This window comes from Pseudomonas sp. TE36184, assembly GCF_054060055.1.
In genome coordinates this window covers 1589056-1606638 of sequence record NZ_JBSSCU010000001.1, presented here as the reverse complement: position 1 = coordinate 1606638, position 17583 = coordinate 1589056, and the positions used below count along the sequence as shown (strand labels likewise).

Genomic DNA, 17583 nt, shown 5'->3' with positions numbered 1-17583 from the left:
TGGCGGCCCGGTGCGGGCCGCCTGGTGTCAAAGGCGCTGACGCTGCGCGGCACGTTGCCGGCAGGCATCGCCAAAGGCCTGGAAAATACTCAGGTAGGCCGGGTTCGACAGGACCTGCCATTCCGGGTGCCACTGCACGCCAAAGGCAAACGCCTGGCTGTGCTCCACGGAAACGGCTTCGATCAGGCCATCCGGGGCCAGGGCCTCGACCCGCAGGCCGTCACCCAGGCGGTCGATGCCCTGACTGTGGATCGAGTTGACCTGGATCTCGCCGGCCAGGCCCATGGCCTCGAACACGCCGCCGGGCTGGATCGCCACCGGGTGCGCCGGGGCGTACTGGACGTCGAGGCGCGGGTCGTCGGCTTCGCGGTGGTCCATAAAGCCCGGCAGTTCATGCACCTTCTGGTGCAGGCTGCCGCCAAAGGCCACGTTCATTTCCTGGAAGCCGCGGCAGATGCCGAGGACTGGCACGCCGGCCGCCACCGCAGCCCGCAACAGGGGCAGGGTGGTGGCGTCGCGTTGCGGGTCATGGGCGGTGCCCGGCGCGCTGGGAGCGCCTTGATAGTGGAAGGGTTCGACATTGGACGGCGAGCCGGTGAACAGCAGGCCGTCGACGTAGTGCAGCAGGTCCTTGATCTCGCAGAGGTCCGCCAGGGAAGGAATGATCACCGGCAGCCCGAGGGCCGCGACGCTGACAGCACGCAAATACTTGTCGCCGCTGACATGGTAGGGGTGCAAGCCAATCTCTTTGACGCACGCTGTAACACCGATCAATGGCTTGAGTGCCATTTTTATCACCTCGAAATTCACGCTGGAACGAGTTTTTCCAGAGCTTATCTCCGTTGATTTTAATTAACAACTTCAATGTAAAAAATTCTAAACGCTTGCGAGTGTGTTTGTGTTGATTGGTTGGGTTGGCGCCCAATTTTGGTGCTATGGCTACCAATATAATTAACGAGCGGTGCCCGTTCTCGCTATTGACTTCACTTTGGCTTTCGGATTGACTGCTGCCACGAAACAGCTTTGAACATAATAATTAACACATAGGTGCATCATGTCGGTCCCACTGCGTACCGTTCAGCTCAACGAAGCCAACGCCTTTCTGAAAAAACACCCGGAGGTCCTGTACGTCGATCTGCTGATTGCAGACATGAATGGCGTGGTGCGCGGCAAGCGTATCGAACGCACCGCCTTGCATAAGGTGTATGAAAAAGGCATCAACCTCCCCGCGTCGTTGTTTGCCCTGGACATCAATGGCTCCACTGTGGAAAGCACTGGCCTGGGCCTGGATATCGGCGACTCCGACCGCATCTGCTACCCGATCCCCGACACCCTGAGCATCGAGCCCTGGCAGAAGCGCCCCACCGCGCAGCTGTTGATGACCATGCATGAACTCGAGGGCCAGCCGTTCTTCGCCGACCCACGGGAAGTGCTGCGCCAGGTGGTGAGCAAGTTCGACGAACTGGGCCTGACCATTTGCGCCGCGTTCGAGCTGGAGTTCTACCTGATCGACCAGGACAACGTGAACGGCCGTCCGCAAGCGCCGCGCTCGCCAATCTCCGGCAAGCGCCCGCATTCGACCCAGGTCTACCTGATCGATGACCTCGACGAATACGTCGATTGCCTGCAGGACATCCTCGAAGGCGCGAAAGAGCAGGGCATCCCTGCCGACGCCATCGTCAAGGAAAGCGCCCCGGCGCAGTTCGAGGTCAACCTGCACCACGTCAGCGACCCGATCAAAGCCTGCGACTACGCGGTACTGCTCAAGCGCCTGGTGAAAAACATCGCCTACGACCACGAGATGGACACCACCTTTATGGCCAAGCCCTACCCGGGCCAGGCCGGTAATGGCTTGCATGTACACATCTCGATCCTCGACAAACAGGGCAACAACATCTTCGCCAGCGAAGACCCCGAGACCAACGACGCCCTGCGTCACGCCATCGGCGGCGTGCTGGAAACCCTGCCGGCGCAGATGGCGTTTCTCTGCCCGAACGTCAACTCCTACCGCCGCTTCGGTGCGCAGTTCTATGTGCCGAACTCGCCGAGCTGGGGTATCGACAACCGCACCGTGGCCGTGCGCGTGCCGACCGGCGCGGCGGATGCCGTGCGTATCGAGCACCGGGTGGCCGGCGCCGACGCCAACCCTTATCTGCTGATGGCCTCGGTATTGGCCGGTATCCACCACGGCTTGACCAACAAGATCGAGCCGGGGGCGCCGGTCGAAGGCAACTCCTACGAGCAGAACGAGCAGAGCCTGCCCAACAACCTGCGCGACGCCCTGCGCGAGCTGGACGACAGCGAGGTCATGGCCCGGTACATCGACCCGCTGTACATCGACGTGTTTGTCGCGTGCAAGGAAAGCGAACTGGCCGAGTTCGAAAACTCGATCTCCGACCTTGAGTACAACTGGTACCTGCACACGGTCTGACGGCCCTCCCACTTTTTGCGTTGAGCACACCCTATGACCAAGCATCGCAACGACTGGGAGCAGTACTTCCAGTCCCTGAACCTTGAAGGCCGGGCCTTTATCGGCGGCGAATACCGTTGGGCCGCCAGCGGCGAAACCTTTGACAGCATCAGCCCGGTGGACGGGCGTTTTCTGGCCACGGTCGCCAGCACCGATGAGGCCGACGCCGACGCCGCGGTAATCGCTGCACGCCAGGCGTTCGAATCCGGGATCTGGCGCTTGCAGGCCCCGGCGGCGCGCAAGCGCGTGCTGATCCGTTTCGCCGATCTGATCCTCGAACACCAGGAAGAACTGGCGCTCCTGGAAACCCTCGACATGGGCAAGCCGATTGGCGACTCCATGGCCATCGACGTACCGGCCACCGCCAACGCGATCCGCTGGAGCGCCGAGGCCATCGACAAGCTCTACGACGAAGTGGCGCCCACGCCCCACGACCAGTTGGGCCTGATCACCCGCGAACCCTGCGGCGTGGTCGCGGCCATCGTGCCGTGGAACTTCCCAATGATCATGGCCAGTTGGAAGTTCGCGCCGGCCCTGGCGGCGGGTAACTCGTTCATCCTCAAACCTTCGGAAAAGTCGCCGCTGACCGCCATTCGCCTGGCCCAACTGGCGCTTGAGGCCGGCATTCCCCCAGGCGTGTTCAACGTGCTGCCGGGCTACGGCCACACCGTCGGCAAGGCGCTGGCCTTGCATAGGGATGTGGATGTGCTGGCCTTTACCGGCTCCACCGCGGTGGCCAAGCAACTGCTGGTGTATTCCGGCCAGAGCAATATGAAACGGGTGTGGCTGGAGGCCGGTGGCAAGAGCCCCAATGTGGTGTTCGCCGATGCCCCGGACTTGCGCGCTGCCGCCGCCGCTGCGGCTGCAGCGATTGCCTTCAACCAGGGCGAAGTCTGCGTGGCCGGTTCGCGCCTGCTGGTGCAGCGGTCGATCCGCGAGCCCTTCATTGCGCTGCTGGTGGAGGCGTTCCAGGCCTGGAAGCCGGGGCATCCACTGGACCCGGCGACCAAGGTCGGGGCAGTGGTCGATCAGCGGCAACTGGACAACGTGTTGCGCTACATCGAGATCGGCAAAGAGCAGGGCGCCCAACTCTTGGTTGGCGGCCAGCGCGCCCTGCAAGACACCGGTGGCCAGTACGTGGAGCCGACGGTTTTCGACGGCGTGACCAATGCCATGACCATCGCCCGCGAAGAAATCTTCGGCCCGGTGTTGTCGCTGATCAGCTTCGACACCGAAGAAGAAGCGCTGTCGATCGCCAACGACAGCATCTTCGGCCTGGCCGCCGCAGTGTGGACCGCCGACCTCAGCCGCGCCCACCGCTTTGCCCGGGGCCTGCGTGCCGGCAGCGTGTGGGTCAACCAGTACGACGGCGGCGACATGACCGCGCCGTTCGGCGGCTTTAAACAGTCGGGCAATGGCCGCGACAAGTCGCTGCACGCCTTTGACAAGTACACCGAGCTCAAAGCCACCTGGATCAAGCTCTAAGCCCAAATAACAACGGCGATTGCCGGCGCGTGCCGGCCAGTCTCCAGGGAGTCCTAACCATGCAACCCCATGTAAACAGCTATTACGCCGCGACCCGCAACCACACCGGCGACTTCCCTGTGCTTGAAGAGTTGGTCGAGTGTGATGTCTGTGTCATCGGCGCCGGCTACACCGGCCTGTCGTCGGCGCTGTTCCTGGCGGAAGCCGGCTACAGCGTCACCGTGCTCGAAGCGGCCAAGGTCGGCTTTGGCGCCAGCGGGCGCAACGGCGGGCAACTGGTCAATTCCTACAGCCGTGACGTGGATGTCATCGAGCAGCGCTACGGCGAAAAGAGCGCCGAAATCCTCGGCAGCATGATGTTCGAAGGCGCCGAGATCATTCGCCAGCGCATCCAGCACTACGACATCCAGTGCGACTACCGCCCGGGCGGGATCTTCGCCGCATTGAACAAAAAACAGCTCAAGGGCCTGGTCGAACAGAAAAACAGTTGGGAGCGCTATGGCAACCGCAACCTGCAACTGCTCGACGCCAAAGACATGGCAAACGAAGTGGGCTGTGAAAATTACATCGGCGGCCTGCTGGACAAGCAGGGCGGCCACGTCCATCCGCTGAACCTGGCCCTGGGCGAAGCCAGCGCGATTATCGGCCTGGGCGGCAAGATCTTCGAACAATCGGCGGCCGAGGAAATCACCTACGGCGAACCCAACGTGGTACGCACGGCCAAGGGTGTGGTTCGCGCCAAGTACCTGCTGATCGCCGGCAACGCCTACCTGCCGCAGAATCTCGACCCACGGGTGACGCGCAAAAGCATGCCCTGCGGCTCGCAGATCGTGGTCACCGAGCCGCTGTCGGAGGAAGTGGCACGCAGCCTGATTACCCACAATTACTGCGTCGAAGACTGCAACTACCTGCTCGACTATTACCGTCTGACCGCTGACAACCGTTTGCTGTACGGCGGCGGCGTGGTCTACGGCGCCCGCGAGCCGGACGACATCGAACAACTGATCCGGCCGAAGATCCTCAAGACCTTCCCGCAGTTGAAAAACGTCAAGATCGACTACCGCTGGACCGGCAACTTCCTGCTGACCATGTCGCGCATGCCGCAATTCGGCCGTATCGAAAAGAACGCCTACTACATGCAAGGGTATAGCGGCCACGGCGTCACCTGTTCGCACCTCGCGGGCAAGCTGATCAGCGAAGTGATCCGCGGTGACGCCGAACGCTTCGACGCCTTCGCCTCGCTGCCGCACATGCCGATGTTCGGCGGCCGCACCTTCCAGGCCCCGCTGACGGCCATGGGCGCCGCCTACTACGCCCTGCGCGACCGACTCGGTATTTGACCGGTCAGCCACACACGCGCCGCGAGCCCCCGGCCCACGCCACCTTCGGCCGCGGCCGCGGGCTTGCTTTTTTTGCGCATGCAGGCATATTCAGCAGCGCTACAGCTCCACCCGCAAACGTGATTTAATAGCCGCCTTTCAGGTTTCCGGGTCGGGTAATCGGCGAATTTCGCAACATTGCCTGCCCGCGCTCGCCCCAGCTCCTGCAACGCTATCGCAACCGATAAACATCACGACACTCACCCCTTATATAAGGCAGCTATGGACACGGGCACCCGACTCAAACTCGTTCGCGAAAGCTACAAACTCTCCCAGCGCGAGCTGGCCCGTCGTAGCGGCGTGACCAACGCCACCATTTCCCTGATCGAACAGAATCGCGTCAGTCCCTCTGTCAGTTCCCTGAAAAAGCTGCTGGAAAGCATCCCCATGTCCCTGGCGGACTTTTTCACCTTCGACCAGCCGCCACGCGAACACCAGTACGTCTTCCGCGCCAACGAACAGCCCGACCTGGGTCGCGACGGCCTGCGCCTGCTGCTGGTGGGCGCGCCGATCCCCAGCCGCCAGATGCGCTTTCTGCGCGAGCAGTACGCACCCGGCGCCAGTTCCGGCGAAGAGCCGATCGTGCATGTCGAAGGCGAGGAGTGCGGCCTCGTCACCCGTGGCACCGTCGAACTCACTGTCGATGGCCAGGTCAGCATATTGAACCCAGGGGATGGGTATTACTTCCCCACCACCTTGCCCCACAGGTTCCGCAATATCGGGCAGGATGAGGCGGAAATCATCAGCGCGAATACCCCGGCGAACTTCTAGGCCAGCGCCCGGCGCCTAATCGAGCAGACTAAGCTCCCGGGCCCGGCTCATGGCCTGGATGCGACTGGTGACCTGGAGCTTGGCGTAGAGATTCTTCAAATGCCATTTCACGGTCTCGCTGGAGATGTCCAGGCTGCGGGCGATCTCCTTGTTCGATTGCCCTTGAGCCACCAGCAACAGCGTCTGGCTTTCGCGCTCGCTCAGGGCACAGCCCAGGTCAGGCTCGGTGATGGGCGTCGAGTCCAGCAGGCTTTGTATGTAGTCTTTGAACGGTGCCTTGAGATCCTTGAGGGCGCTGAGCAGGTCCGTCAGCTCGGCGCCGCTGTCGAGTAATGTCTGTTTCATATGTTGGCGGCGTGCGGTATCCAGCACCGGCAGCAACACCTCCATCGCCTGTTTGCCCTGGCCATCGCGCCACAGGCTCAGCGCCCAGTGCGTACGTGCGCGCAAGCCATCGAGGACTTGCCCGCCGCGCTCATCCTCATCCACTTGCAGTGCCCAGGTGCGGGCGGCTTCGCCATGTTTGCCGTCATTGGCCAATACACACGCATGGCTGACTCGATGGTTGCGCTCAAGGGCCTGGTGCAAAGGTGCCTCGGCCCGGTGGTGGCTGCTCAAGTCGGCCAGTTGCTGGAGCAAGTGGCGGGCCTGGGACGGGGCGTTGCTGTGAAGGTGCGCCTGAATCTGTTCGGCCAGCAGCAACCCTTGCAGGCGTGGCCAGCGCCGTAGCGTTGCCAGTTGTTGGGCGTGTTCCAGCAGACGATGCGCCTGGCTGTAGTCGCCTGCGTGTAACGCACTGCGGGCCAGGGCGCGGTAGGCGCTGAACAGGGCATCGAGCGGCGCAATCGCGTCCACCTGACGCAGCCGTGGCTGCAGTTCGCGGTGCAAGGCCTGCCAGTCACCGCGTTCGTACCACAGTTCGGCGAGCAGCGCGGTGAGGGTGGCGCTGCCGCTCGATTGCGCCCCTGTCAGTTGCTCGGCGTGTACCAGGGCCTGGCGGTAATAGTGCTCGCCGCTCTCCAGGTCCGCCTGGCGGACATGGCTCAGGCCCAGAATAAAAGCGCGGTAGACACTGACAAACAGGTTCTCCGAAGGCGTCGCCGGGCATGGCATGTGCCGTTGCACGGCTTGCGCATCCTGATAACGCCCGCGCACCAGATAGTCGTAACTGAGGATGTTGCACACCAGGCCATCGACCCAGCGATCCCCGCTGGGCAACTGCGCCAGTAGCGGTTCCACATGCTCCAGGCCCTGGCTGATGCGTTCGGCGAAGGACTCGTTGATCGCGCAGATCACCTGGCGTTTGATCAGCAGGCGCGGGCTGACGCCGGGCTGTTCCAGCAACGGGTGCAGGTCGAGCAGCAACTGCCGTGATTCGTCGAAACGAAAGTGGTGGGCCAGGGCCCAGCTCAGGTTCAGTTGCAGGTCGATGCGTTGCTCGTCCAGGGGCGACAAGGCGCTCAGCGGCAGGTTTTGCAGCCAGCGCACCAGGGTGTCGATATCGCCTTCTTCGGCGAGGGACTGGGCACCCTTGTCGGCACAGGTGGTGCTGTTGGCCAGTTGTCCGGCGGCCAAGGCATGGCGGATGGCTTCAGCCCAGTATTGATGGGCGGCCAGCCAGTTGCTGGCGCGTTGATGCAGTTGGGCAACATCGGTGTTGCTGGCGGACAGACGCTGGTGAAGGGTCTCGGCAAACAGCGCGTGGTAGCGGAACCAATGCCCCTGGGGATCGAGGGAGCAAATGAACAGGTTGTGCTGTTCGATGAACCCTAGCATCTGTTCGCCGTCCTCGCGCCCGGTAATGGCGTTGCACAAAGACGCGGTGAAGCGATTGAGGATCGAGGTGTGCAGCAGGAAGCTCTGCACCCGGGGCGGCAGAGGCTCCAGCACCACGTCTTGCAGATAACCACCGATCACCCGCGATCCGCGTTCCAGATGTGCCCAGCGGCGCACCGGGTCACTGCCGGTGGGCGGTGCCAAGGATGCCATCTGGATCCCGGTGATCCAGCCTTCGGTCAGGCTCAGCAGGCGTTGCAGGTCGGCGGTGTCCAGCTTGAGATCGGTGGTGCGGGAAAAATAGCCCGCTGCTTCGTCGAGGTTGAAGCGCAACGCGTTGGCGTCGATTTCCACCAGTTGGTTGCGTGCGCGCAGGCGGCTCAAGGGCAATTGCGCGGCGTTACGGCTGCCAATCAACAGGTGCAGGCAAGCGGGGGCGTGCAGCACCAGTTCCAGCAGGTCTTGCTCTATCAACTGATGGCGGACCAGATGCACATCGTCTAGCACCCAATACAGCGGCTGTTGGCGCAGGTTGAGTTGGTTGATCAAGGCGCGCATAAAGCCTTGTGCGGACGGCTGCAGGTCGCCGGTCAAATCGGCCAAGGCCGGGTCGGCGCTGCGCAGGGCGGCCAGCAGATAACGACGAAAGTATTCGGGACTATCGTCCTGCTCGTCCAGGCTCAACCACGCCACGCTGTGGCCCTGGTCGAGCAGGCACTGGCGCCATTGGCTGAGCAGGGTGGTCTTGCCGAAACCGGCCGCGCCGCACACCAGTGCCAGACTGCGTTCGTGCAATAGGTCGAGTTTTTCCAGCAGGCGCGAGCGGCTCAGCAGGGTGCCGGCCGCGCGGGGCGGGCCGAGCTTGGTGCTGATCAGCGGCAAGCCATGACGGAGGCTGAACGCGCCCTGGCTGTAGGCAGGCAATGTCAGGTGATCCATGGATGGTCGTCTTGGTGTGGTCGAGTATCGATCATTATTTTTGTAGACCCTCGTTTTGCAAGGTTAATCCCCTCAAGCGGCAATTACCGCCCCCCCATCCGGGTAGTTATGGCATCGGCCAGAGCCTCTTACCGTACCGCCACGCCATCGTCGGTCGCCTGATTCAGGTCATCGACCCCCCTATAAAAAACCAGAGATGAGGGCGAGCCCATGTCGCTTAGCAAGTCAAAACTGCTTCAGGCCTATCGCAAGATGCGCGAGATTCGCGTGTTCGAGGAGCGGCTGCACCAGGAAAACACCACTGGGGATATCCCCGGCTTCATCCACTTGTACAGCGGCGAGGAAGCAATCGCCGTTGGCGTCTGCGAGAACCTGACGGACGCTGACTATATCGGCTCGACTCACCGTGGTCACGGCCACTGCATCGCCAAGGGCTGTGACCTGCACGGCATGATGGCGGAGATCTTTGGCAAGGAGTCGGGCCTGTGCCGGGGTAAGGGCGGCTCCATGCACATTGCCGACCTGAGCAAGGGCATGCTGGGCGCCAACGCCATCGTCGGCGGCGCACCGCCCCTGGCCATTGGCGCCGCACTCACGGCGAAAACCCTGGGCACGCGCAATGTGGCGGTGTCGTTCACCGGCGACGGTGGCTCCAACCAAGGCCTGGTATTTGAAGCCATGAACATGGCCGTGGTGCTCAAGTTGCCAACGGTATTCGTGTTCGAGAACAACGGTTTCGGTGAGGCCACCGGCCACGATTACGCGGTCGGTGGCCGGGATATCGCCAACCGCGCCGCCAGCTTCGGCATGCCTGCGGTGAAGGTCGACGGTACCGACTTCTTTGCCGTCTACGAAGCCGTAGCCGTCGCGGTGGAGCGGGCACGCAATGGTGAAGGCCCGAGTGCCATCGAGGCTGTTGCCCACCGCTGGCACGGGCATTTCGAAGGCGACCCGATGCTGTATCGCGCCGACGGCGAAGTGGAGCGCCTGCGCCGAGACAACGACCCGCTGCAAATTTTCAGTAAGCAAGTCGAGGGGCAAATATCCGCAGAGGAACTGCAAGCCATCGATGACGAGGTCCAGGCCCAGGTCGATGACGCGGTGGCCAAGGCTCGCATCGCCGATTACCCATCGGTGGACAACCTGCTGACCGACGTTTACGTCTCTTACTGAGGATTTGGAATATGGCAATTCGTACTTTTCGTGAAGCAGTCAAAGAAGCCCTGGCCCAGGAGATGGAACTCGATCCGCGCGTCGTGTTGATCGGGGAAGACGTTTGCGGCGGCCAGGCCGGTACCGCCGAGGTCGGCAGCAAGGGCGAAGCCTTCGGTGGCGTGCTGGGGGTGACCAAAGGCTTGTGGACCCAGTTCGGCTCGTCCCGGGTGATCGACACACCGATCACCGAGTCGGCGATCGTCGGCATGGCCGCAGGCGCAGCGGTGACCGGTCTGCGGCCGGTGGCCGAGTTGATGTTCATGGATTTCTTCGGCGTGTGCCACGACATGCTCTACAACCAGGCGGCGAAGTTCCGTTACATGTTCGGCGGCAAGGCCAAGGCCCCGCTGGTGATTCGCGGCATGATTGGCGCCGGGTTCTCCGCGGCCGCCCAGCACTCGCAGTCGCCCTACAACATCTTCGCGACCACCCCGGGCCTCAAGGTGGTGGTGCCGTCCAGCCCTTACGACGTCAAAGGCCTGCTGATCCAGGCGATCCGCGATGACGACCCGGTGGTGTTCTGTGAACACAAGATCCTCTACGACATCAAGGGCGAAGTGCCCGAGCACGCCTACACCATCCCTTTTGGCGTCGCCAACTACACCCGCGAAGGCACCGACGTCACCATCATTGCCCTGGCAGCCATGGTGCACAAAGCCAATGAGGTGGCGGACAAACTGGCGGCTGAAGGGATCTCTGTGGAGGTAGTGGACCCGCGCACCGTGTCGCCGTTGGACGAAGAGGGCATTCTTGAATCCGTGGCCTCTACCGGGCGCGTGGTGATTGTCGACGAGTCGGCCGCGCGCATCGGCTTTGCCCATGACATTGCCGCGCTGATCGTGTCCCAGGCGTTTTACCACCTCAAGGCGCCGATCATCATGGTCACGCCGCCGCACACCCCGGTTCCGTTCTCACCGGTGCTGGAGCAAGCGTGGATCCCTAGCGTACAACGCATCGAAGCCGCCGTTCGCAAAGTGATGGAGGGCTGACCATGAGTGATATCCGCGCAATCGAAGTGCCCAAATGGGGACTGTCGATGGAAGAGGGCACGCTGACTGACTGGCTGATCGAGGAAGGCGACAGCTTCGCCGCGCAGCAGGAAGTCTGCGAGATTGAAACCAGCAAGATTTCCAACGTGATGCAGGCGCCTTTTGCCGGTGTGTTGCGGCGCAAAGTGGCGCAACCGGGGCAAACCATTCCCGTGGGCGGTGTGCTGGGGATTGTCGCCGACGCTTCGGTCAGCGATGCTGAGATCGATGCGTATCTGGCGCAGCGTGGCGTCGCTGAGCCGGCGCCAGTTTCTGAATCGGTACCCGCTGAGACCACGGCACAACCGCTGGTCAAGTTGGCCGCCAGCGCGCCGGCCGCTGCGTCGCAACCGTCGGTCAAGACGCCGGGCGCCTGGCAGGTGCCACAGGCGTTGCTGGGCGCCAGTGACGAAGCGTTGTTCGCCACGCCCCATGCATTGAAACTGGCGGCGCAGCTCAATATCAACCTGAGCCGGGTGCCTGGTTCGGGCCGTGAAGGGCGCATCAGCGTGGCGGATATTGAAGCCGCAGTGCGCGCCGAGGGCGGGCAAGTCGCCAGCCGAGCGGCTGCGCAAAAAGCCAATCAGGCCGCACCTTCGCGCCTCGATGACAGCCAGGTTCTCGCCACACCGGTGGCCCGGCGTCTGGCGCAGCAGTGGGGCATCAACCTCCACGACTGCCGCGTTACAGGCACTCGCGGTCGGGTGTGCAAGGCCGATGTGCTCCAAGCCCGGGGCGCCGATGCGGTGCCACAGGCCCAGGCTGCGCCGACGGTTGATAGTCGCGAGGCGTTTGAAACCCTGCCCATGAACGGCATGCGCAAGGCCATTGCCGCGCGCCTGCAAGCCTCCAAACGTGATGCGCCGCACTTTCGCCTGCATGCGGATTTTGATCTGGAGCGCTTGCTTGCATTGCGCGCTGAGATCAACGCCTCGGTGCCGGGGGTGAAAATCTCGGTCAACGATCTGCTGATCAAGGCTTGCGCCCAGGCGCTGGTCAAGGTGCCCGACGTCAATGTGCAATACGACGACGAGCGCCAGGAAGTACGGCGCTACCGCGATGCAGACATTTCCATTGCCGTGGCGTTGCCCGGCGGCCTGATCACGCCAATCATCCGCCAGGCCAACCGCAAGAGCCTGGCCGAAGTCTCCGGGGAAATGCTCAGCCTGGCGACCAGGGCCAAGGCCGGTACCTTGAAACCCGAGGAGTTCCAGGGTGGCACCTTCAGCATCTCCAACCTGGGCATGCTCGGTGTGCGCCAGTTCGACGCGATTATCAACCCACCCCAAGGGGCAATCCTGGCCATCGGCGCCGGAGAAAAGCGCGTGGTGGCCCATGAAGGACAACCTGCGGTACGCACGCAAATGAGCGTGTCGTTGTCTTGCGACCACCGGGTTATCGACGGTGCGTTGGGGGCGACCTTCCTCAAGGAACTCAAGCGCCTGGTGGAAAACCCCACCCTGATGCTGGTCTAGGAGTTGCCATGAGCGATCAATTTGATGTGCTGATTATCGGCGGTGGCCCTGGCGGATATGTGGCGGCGATTCGTGCCGCGCAACTGGGCCTCAATACCGCCCTGGTGGAAAAACAGCACTTGGGCGGTATCTGCCTGAACTGGGGCTGCATTCCTACCAAGGCCATGCTCAAGGGCGCGGAGGTGGCCCATACCTTGCGGCACCTGGAGGCCTTTGGTTTCAGCGCCGAGAACATTCAGTTCGATATCCAGAAACTGGTGGCCCACAGCCGGGACGTGTCGAAAACGCTCACCGGTGGTATTGCCTATTTGCTCAAGAAAAACGGTGTGACGGTGGTTGACGGCCGTGCCCGCGTGACTGCCAAGGGGCGTGTCAGTGTCACCTCGGGCGAGGGTGAGCGGGCCCTTGGGGCCAAGCACATCATCCTCGCCACCGGCGCCCGGCCGCGCTCGCTGCCGGCGATAGTGCCGGACGGGCAACGCATCTGGAGCTACTTCGAGGCGCTGGTGCCGCAGACCGTACCGGCGTCCTTGCTGATTGTGGGTTCGGGAGCCATTGGCGTGGAGTTTGCCAGCCTCTACCACGACCTGGGCTGCGCCGTGACCCTGGTGGAAGTGGCGCGCCAGATCATGCCGGTCGAAGACCAGGAAGTGGCCAGCCTGGTGCAGCGCGAGTTCGAACAGCGCGGTATCCGGGTGCTGACCCAGGCCACTGTGACCGAAGTATTCAGTGAGGCCGATCAGGCGCGCTGTACCTTGCGCCTGGCCGATGGTCGCGAAGAGGTGCTGGTGGTGGAGCGTGTGCTGCTGGCCGCCGGGATTCAGGCCAACACTGAAGACCTGGGGTTGGAGGCGCTGGGGGTGGAGATTGAGCGCGGGTTTATCAAGACAGACCCCTGGTGCCGCACCAATGTCGCCGGGCTCTACGCCATCGGCGATGTCGCTGGCGCGCCGTGCCTGGCTCACAAAGCCAGCCATGAAGGGGTGTTGTGTGTCGAGAAACTGGCCGGGGTGGACGGGGTTCACCCGCTGGACAAAGCCTTTATTCCGGGGTGCACCTACGCCCGTCCGCAAGTGGCCAGCCTGGGCCTGACAGAAGCGGCGGCCAGGGCCAGCGGCAAGCACCTGAACATTGGCCGATTCGACTATCAGGCCAACGGCAAGGCCCTGGCGTTGGGCGAGGCCAAGGGGTTTGTGAAGACCATTTTCGATGCGGACAGCGGCGAGTTGCTGGGGGCACATATGGTTGGGCCGGAAGTGACCGAGCAGATCCAGGGTTTTGGCATCGCCCATAGCCTGGAGGCGACTGCCCAGGCCTTGAGCCAGGTCATCTTCGCCCACCCGACATTGAGCGAAGCTATGCACGAAGCGGTGTTGGCCGCCAGTGGCAAGGCTCTGCATCAGTAAAAGACAGCGGTTCCGGAGTGTTGGAGCCGCGATTGTTCATCCGCAGAAGGAAGCAGCGATGCAACGTTTTCAGAACAAAGTCGTATTGGTCACCGGCGCCGCAGCCGGCATCGGCGAAGCCACCGCGAGGCGTTTTGCCGATGAGGGTGCGAATGTGGTGTTGGCCGACTGGAACCTTGAAAAAGCCCAAGCGGTGGCCAGCGAGCTACCAGTCGACAAGGTACTGGCGGTGAAGGTCGACGTGTCGAGCATGGCTTCGGTACAGCAGATGATCGACGCAACCATCGAGCGTTTCGGTCGGCTGGATGTGCTGGTCAATAACGCCGGCGTACATATTCCCGGCACCACCCTTGAAACCACGGAAGCCGACTGGCGCAAGATCGCCTCGGTGAACATCGACGGGGTGATTTTCTGCTCGAAGCTGGCGTTGCCGCACCTGATTCAAAGCAAGGGTAATATTGTCAGCACCGCCTCTGTTTCTGGGTTGGGCGGCGACTGGGGCGCGGCGTTCTACTGCGCGAGCAAGGGCGCGGTGGTCAACTTCACCCGGGCCCTGGCGCTGGATCATGGCGCCCAGGGTGTGCGTGCCAACGCGGTATGCCCAAGCCTGACGCGTACGGCAATGACCTGGGATTGGGAACAGTCTATTCGTGACAAATTCAACGAGCGCATCCCGATGCAGCGCGAGGCCTTGCCCAGCGAAGTGGCGGCAGCGATTGCGTTTTTGGCCAGCCCGGATGCGAGTTTCGTCAATGGGGTGAACTTGCCGGTGGATGGGGGCGTGACGGCGTCTGATGGACAGCCGAAGGTGTCCTGAATCGGGCTAGGATTTGCGCCACTGCACAGCACCACGTGCTCTAAGGCGCCCGGGGAGGGCGCCTGGAGTTACCTGGCCATTATCGGTGTGATCTCATGTCGACCCTGCTGTACAGCGCCATCCTGCTGGCGGCTGTGGGCATGAATTTCGGCTGGTCGCTGCGCCGCGCCCGGCGCCATAGCCTCCTGGGAATTTGCTGGCGAGGACGACGAAGCAGACCAGAAAACAATTGAACAGGGCGGCCTCCTCAGAAGGAAAACCCTCGTCTGCTTTTGGCACCGTGCTACCATCGACGCCATGACTTGCAGCAACATAATGTTGCAATGAACTTCAATAATCGGCCTTTCGCTGACTCATGACCTCCCCATTCGACTCGCAATCCGACTTGCCCATGATCCTGGTAGTGGACGATGAGCTGCGTTCGCGCGAATCGTTACGCCGGGTACTCGATCAGGAATTCCAGGTGCTGCTGGCCGAGTCGGCCGGGCAAGCACGCGAACTGCTGGAACAGCATGTGGTCGCGGTGATCCTCTGTGACCAGCGCATGCCCCATGTCAGCGGTATCGAATTTCTCAAGGAAGTGCGCGAGCGCTGGCCGGGGGTGGTCCGCATCGTGCTGTCGGGCTACACCGATTCGGAAGACATCATCGCGGGCGTCAATCAGGCCGGTATCTATCAGTACCTGCTCAAGCCCTGGCTGCCTGAAAACCTGCTCAACACCGTGCGCAATGCGGTCGAGAGCCAATCGTTGCAAAACCATATGCAGCGACTGGACCTGGAACTGCGCGCCGGTACGCCAGCGCTGCGTCGCCGCAGCCGCGAAACCCTGGAGCGGGTACGCGACACCTTCGATTTCTCGCGCATCGTGCGCAGCCCCGGCGGCCCGCTGGATGCGGTCTGTGAGTTGGCCGCCCGGGTCGCCCGCTATGATTTGTCGGTGCTGCTGCTGGGCGAATCGGGCACGGGCAAAGAACTGCTGGCCCGCGCCATCCATTACGCCAGCCCGCGTGCGAGTAATGCCTTTGTCATGGAGAACTGCGCGGCGCTGCCCGATACCTTGCTGGAGTCCGAGCTGTTCGGGCACAAGCGCGGCGCCTTCACCGGCGCGCATCAGGATCACATCGGGCTGTTCCAGCGTGCCAATGGCGGTACCTTGCTACTCGATGAAATCGGCGACACCTCGCCGGCTTTTCAGGTCAAGTTGTTGCGCGTCTTGCAAGAGGGCGAACTGCGCCCGGTCGGCGCCTCGAGCACGGTACGGGTCGATGTGCGGGTGATCGCGGCGACCCATCGCGACCTGGAGCAAGATGTCGCCACCGGACGTTTTCGCAGCGACCTTTATTACCGGCTGTCCACGGTCAGCCTGGGCTTGCCGCCGTTGCGCGAGCGCACCGCCGACCTGATGCCCATCGCCAAAAAGCTGCTCGACGATGCCCGCCTGGAACTGGACCTGCCAAACCTGCACTTCGCCGACGACGCCCTGGCGAGCCTGATCGGTTACCCGTGGCCCGGTAATATTCGCGAGTTGCGCAACGAAATCTACCGCGCCGCTGCGTTGTCGGAAGGCTCGCAAATCGGTGCTCATTCGTTTTCCTGGCGCGTCATGCAGGGCCAGGGACGCAACACCAACGACATACGCCTGTCGCCTCCCACGGGCACGTTGCAAGAACAACTGGACGCTATCGAAGCGACCATACTCAAGGAATCGCTGCTGCGTCACCGCTGGAACAAAACCCATGCGGCCCGTGAACTGGGCTTGTCACGCGTGGGCCTGCGCCAGAAATTGCGCCGTCTTGGCCTGGAGGAAGCCCGATGAACACCCCATTCCGAGTGCTGTGGCTGCAATCGGGCGGTTGCGGTGGTTGCAACATGTCCTTGCTGTGCGCCGATACCCAGGATTTTTCCGCGATGTGGCGCAGTGCGGGGATTGAGTTGCTCTGGCATCCATCGCTGTCCCTTGAAAGCGGTGATCAGGTGCTGGATATCCTGGAGGACTGCCTGCAAGGTCGTACCCGGCTCGATGCCTTGTGCATCGAAGGCTCATTGCTGCGCGGCCCGCACGGCACCGGGCGCTTTCACATGCTGGCGGGCACCGATGCGCCGATGATCGACTGGGTGCGCAAACTCGCGGCGGTGGCCGAATACACCTTGGGCATCGGCACTTGTGCGGCCTACGGAGGCATCACCGCTGCGGGCAGCAACCCGACCGACGCCTGCGGCCTGCAATTTGACGGTGAGCATCGCGGCGGCCTGCTGGGTGCCGATTATCGGTCGTTGCGCGGCTTGCCGGTGATCAACGTGGCCGGTTGCCCGACGCACCCCGGCTGGGTGACCGACACCTTGATGGCGCTGGCCGCCGGGCTGTTCGCCGAGGCCGATCTGGACGTTATCGGGCGTCCGCGTTTCTACGCTGACCAACTGGTGCATCAGGGCTGCACGCGCAATGAGTTCTACGAATACAAAGCCAGTGCGGAAAAGCCCTCGGACCTGGGCTGCATGATGGAAAACCTGGGCTGCAAAGGCACCCAGGCCCACGGCGACTGCAATACTCGCCTGTGGAATGGCGAGGGCTCGTGTACCCGTGGCGGGTTTGCCTGCATCAACTGCACCGCCCCGGGCTTCGAAGAACCGGGGCACGCGTTTCAGCGCACGCCGAAGCTGGCGGGCATTCCCATCGGTTTGCCCATCGACATGCCCAAGGCCTGGTTCGTCGCCCTGTCGGCGCTGTCCAAGTCCGCCACCCCCAAGCGCGTCAAACAGAATGCGACGTCCGATCACCCGCTGATCGCGCCGTCGGTACGCACCCCCCGCCGTTAGGAGTT

Annotated in this window: 13 protein-coding genes; 11 read left to right on the top strand and 2 right to left on the bottom strand. The window is 62.7% G+C overall.

Annotation, left to right across the window (positions count from 1 at the left end):
* Positions 1-27 precede the first annotated feature (27 nt).
* On the bottom strand, positions 28-789 hold the full coding sequence (locus ACVWZP_RS07025) for a gamma-glutamyl-gamma-aminobutyrate hydrolase family protein (RefSeq protein ID WP_017845580.1): 762 nt from the start codon (positions 787-789) through the stop codon (positions 28-30).
* A gap of 265 nt (positions 790-1054) precedes the next feature.
* Here ACVWZP_RS07025 and ACVWZP_RS07020 point away from each other — a divergent pair, with 265 nt between their 5' ends.
* The 4 genes from ACVWZP_RS07020 to ACVWZP_RS07005 all read left to right on the top strand — a co-directional run bounded on the left by ACVWZP_RS07020 (position 1055) and on the right by ACVWZP_RS07005 (position 6105).
* The gene (locus ACVWZP_RS07020; RefSeq protein WP_017845581.1) at positions 1055-2431 is read left to right on the top strand and encodes a glutamine synthetase family protein; all 1377 of its coding nucleotides are present in this window, start codon (positions 1055-1057) and stop codon (positions 2429-2431) included.
* Between the two features lie 33 nt (positions 2432-2464).
* On the top strand, positions 2465-3955 hold the full coding sequence (locus ACVWZP_RS07015; protein ID WP_169881135.1) for an aldehyde dehydrogenase: 1491 nt from the start codon (positions 2465-2467) through the stop codon (positions 3953-3955).
* Positions 3956-4014: 59 nt separating this feature from the next.
* Positions 4015-5295: an NAD(P)/FAD-dependent oxidoreductase gene (locus ACVWZP_RS07010; protein WP_457369602.1), complete on the top strand. Its 1281-nt coding sequence runs from the start codon at positions 4015-4017 to the stop codon at positions 5293-5295.
* Positions 5296-5556: 261 nt separating this feature from the next.
* Positions 5557-6105 carry a cupin domain-containing protein gene (locus tag ACVWZP_RS07005; RefSeq protein WP_010563061.1) on the top strand — a complete coding sequence of 183 codons (549 nt, stop codon included), beginning with the start codon at positions 5557-5559 and terminating at the stop codon, positions 6103-6105.
* A 15-nt stretch (positions 6106-6120) separates the two neighbouring features.
* On the opposite strand, the gene ACVWZP_RS07000 is transcribed toward ACVWZP_RS07005, so the two are convergent.
* Positions 6121-8820 carry a LuxR C-terminal-related transcriptional regulator gene (locus ACVWZP_RS07000; protein WP_046383270.1) on the bottom strand — a complete coding sequence of 900 codons (2700 nt, stop codon included), beginning with the start codon at positions 8818-8820 and terminating at the stop codon, positions 6121-6123.
* 210 nt (positions 8821-9030) lie between these two features.
* Between ACVWZP_RS07000 and ACVWZP_RS06995 the strand changes: the two genes are divergently transcribed.
* The 7 genes from ACVWZP_RS06995 to ACVWZP_RS06965 all read left to right on the top strand — a co-directional run bounded on the left by ACVWZP_RS06995 (position 9031) and on the right by ACVWZP_RS06965 (position 17578).
* Positions 9031-9993 (top strand): thiamine pyrophosphate-dependent dehydrogenase E1 component subunit alpha, encoded by a 963-nt coding sequence (locus ACVWZP_RS06995; protein WP_046383271.1) that lies wholly within the window; start codon positions 9031-9033, stop codon positions 9991-9993.
* An 11-nt stretch (positions 9994-10004) separates the two neighbouring features.
* Positions 10005-11024: an alpha-ketoacid dehydrogenase subunit beta gene (locus tag ACVWZP_RS06990; protein WP_046383272.1), complete on the top strand. Its 1020-nt coding sequence runs from the start codon at positions 10005-10007 to the stop codon at positions 11022-11024.
* A gap of 2 nt (positions 11025-11026) precedes the next feature.
* Complete coding sequence (locus ACVWZP_RS06985) at positions 11027-12538, top strand: 2-oxo acid dehydrogenase subunit E2 (RefSeq protein WP_046383273.1); 1512 nt, start codon at positions 11027-11029, stop codon at positions 12536-12538.
* An 8-nt stretch (positions 12539-12546) separates the two neighbouring features.
* Positions 12547-13944, top strand: coding sequence for a dihydrolipoyl dehydrogenase (gene lpdA, locus ACVWZP_RS06980; RefSeq protein ID WP_046383274.1), 1398 nt, complete (start codon positions 12547-12549; stop codon positions 13942-13944).
* A 58-nt stretch (positions 13945-14002) separates the two neighbouring features.
* Positions 14003-14761 (top strand): meso-2,3-butanediol dehydrogenase, encoded by a 759-nt coding sequence (locus tag ACVWZP_RS06975; protein WP_046487322.1) that lies wholly within the window; start codon positions 14003-14005, stop codon positions 14759-14761.
* Positions 14762-15116: 355 nt separating this feature from the next.
* Complete coding sequence (locus ACVWZP_RS06970) at positions 15117-16577, top strand: sigma-54-dependent transcriptional regulator (RefSeq protein WP_017845584.1); 1461 nt, start codon at positions 15117-15119, stop codon at positions 16575-16577.
* Positions 16574-17578, top strand: coding sequence for an NADH-quinone oxidoreductase subunit B family protein (locus ACVWZP_RS06965; RefSeq protein ID WP_046383276.1), 1005 nt, complete (start codon positions 16574-16576; stop codon positions 17576-17578). The genes ACVWZP_RS06970 and ACVWZP_RS06965 overlap by 4 nt, the downstream gene beginning before the upstream one ends.
* The last annotated feature ends 5 nt before the right edge of the window (positions 17579-17583 follow it).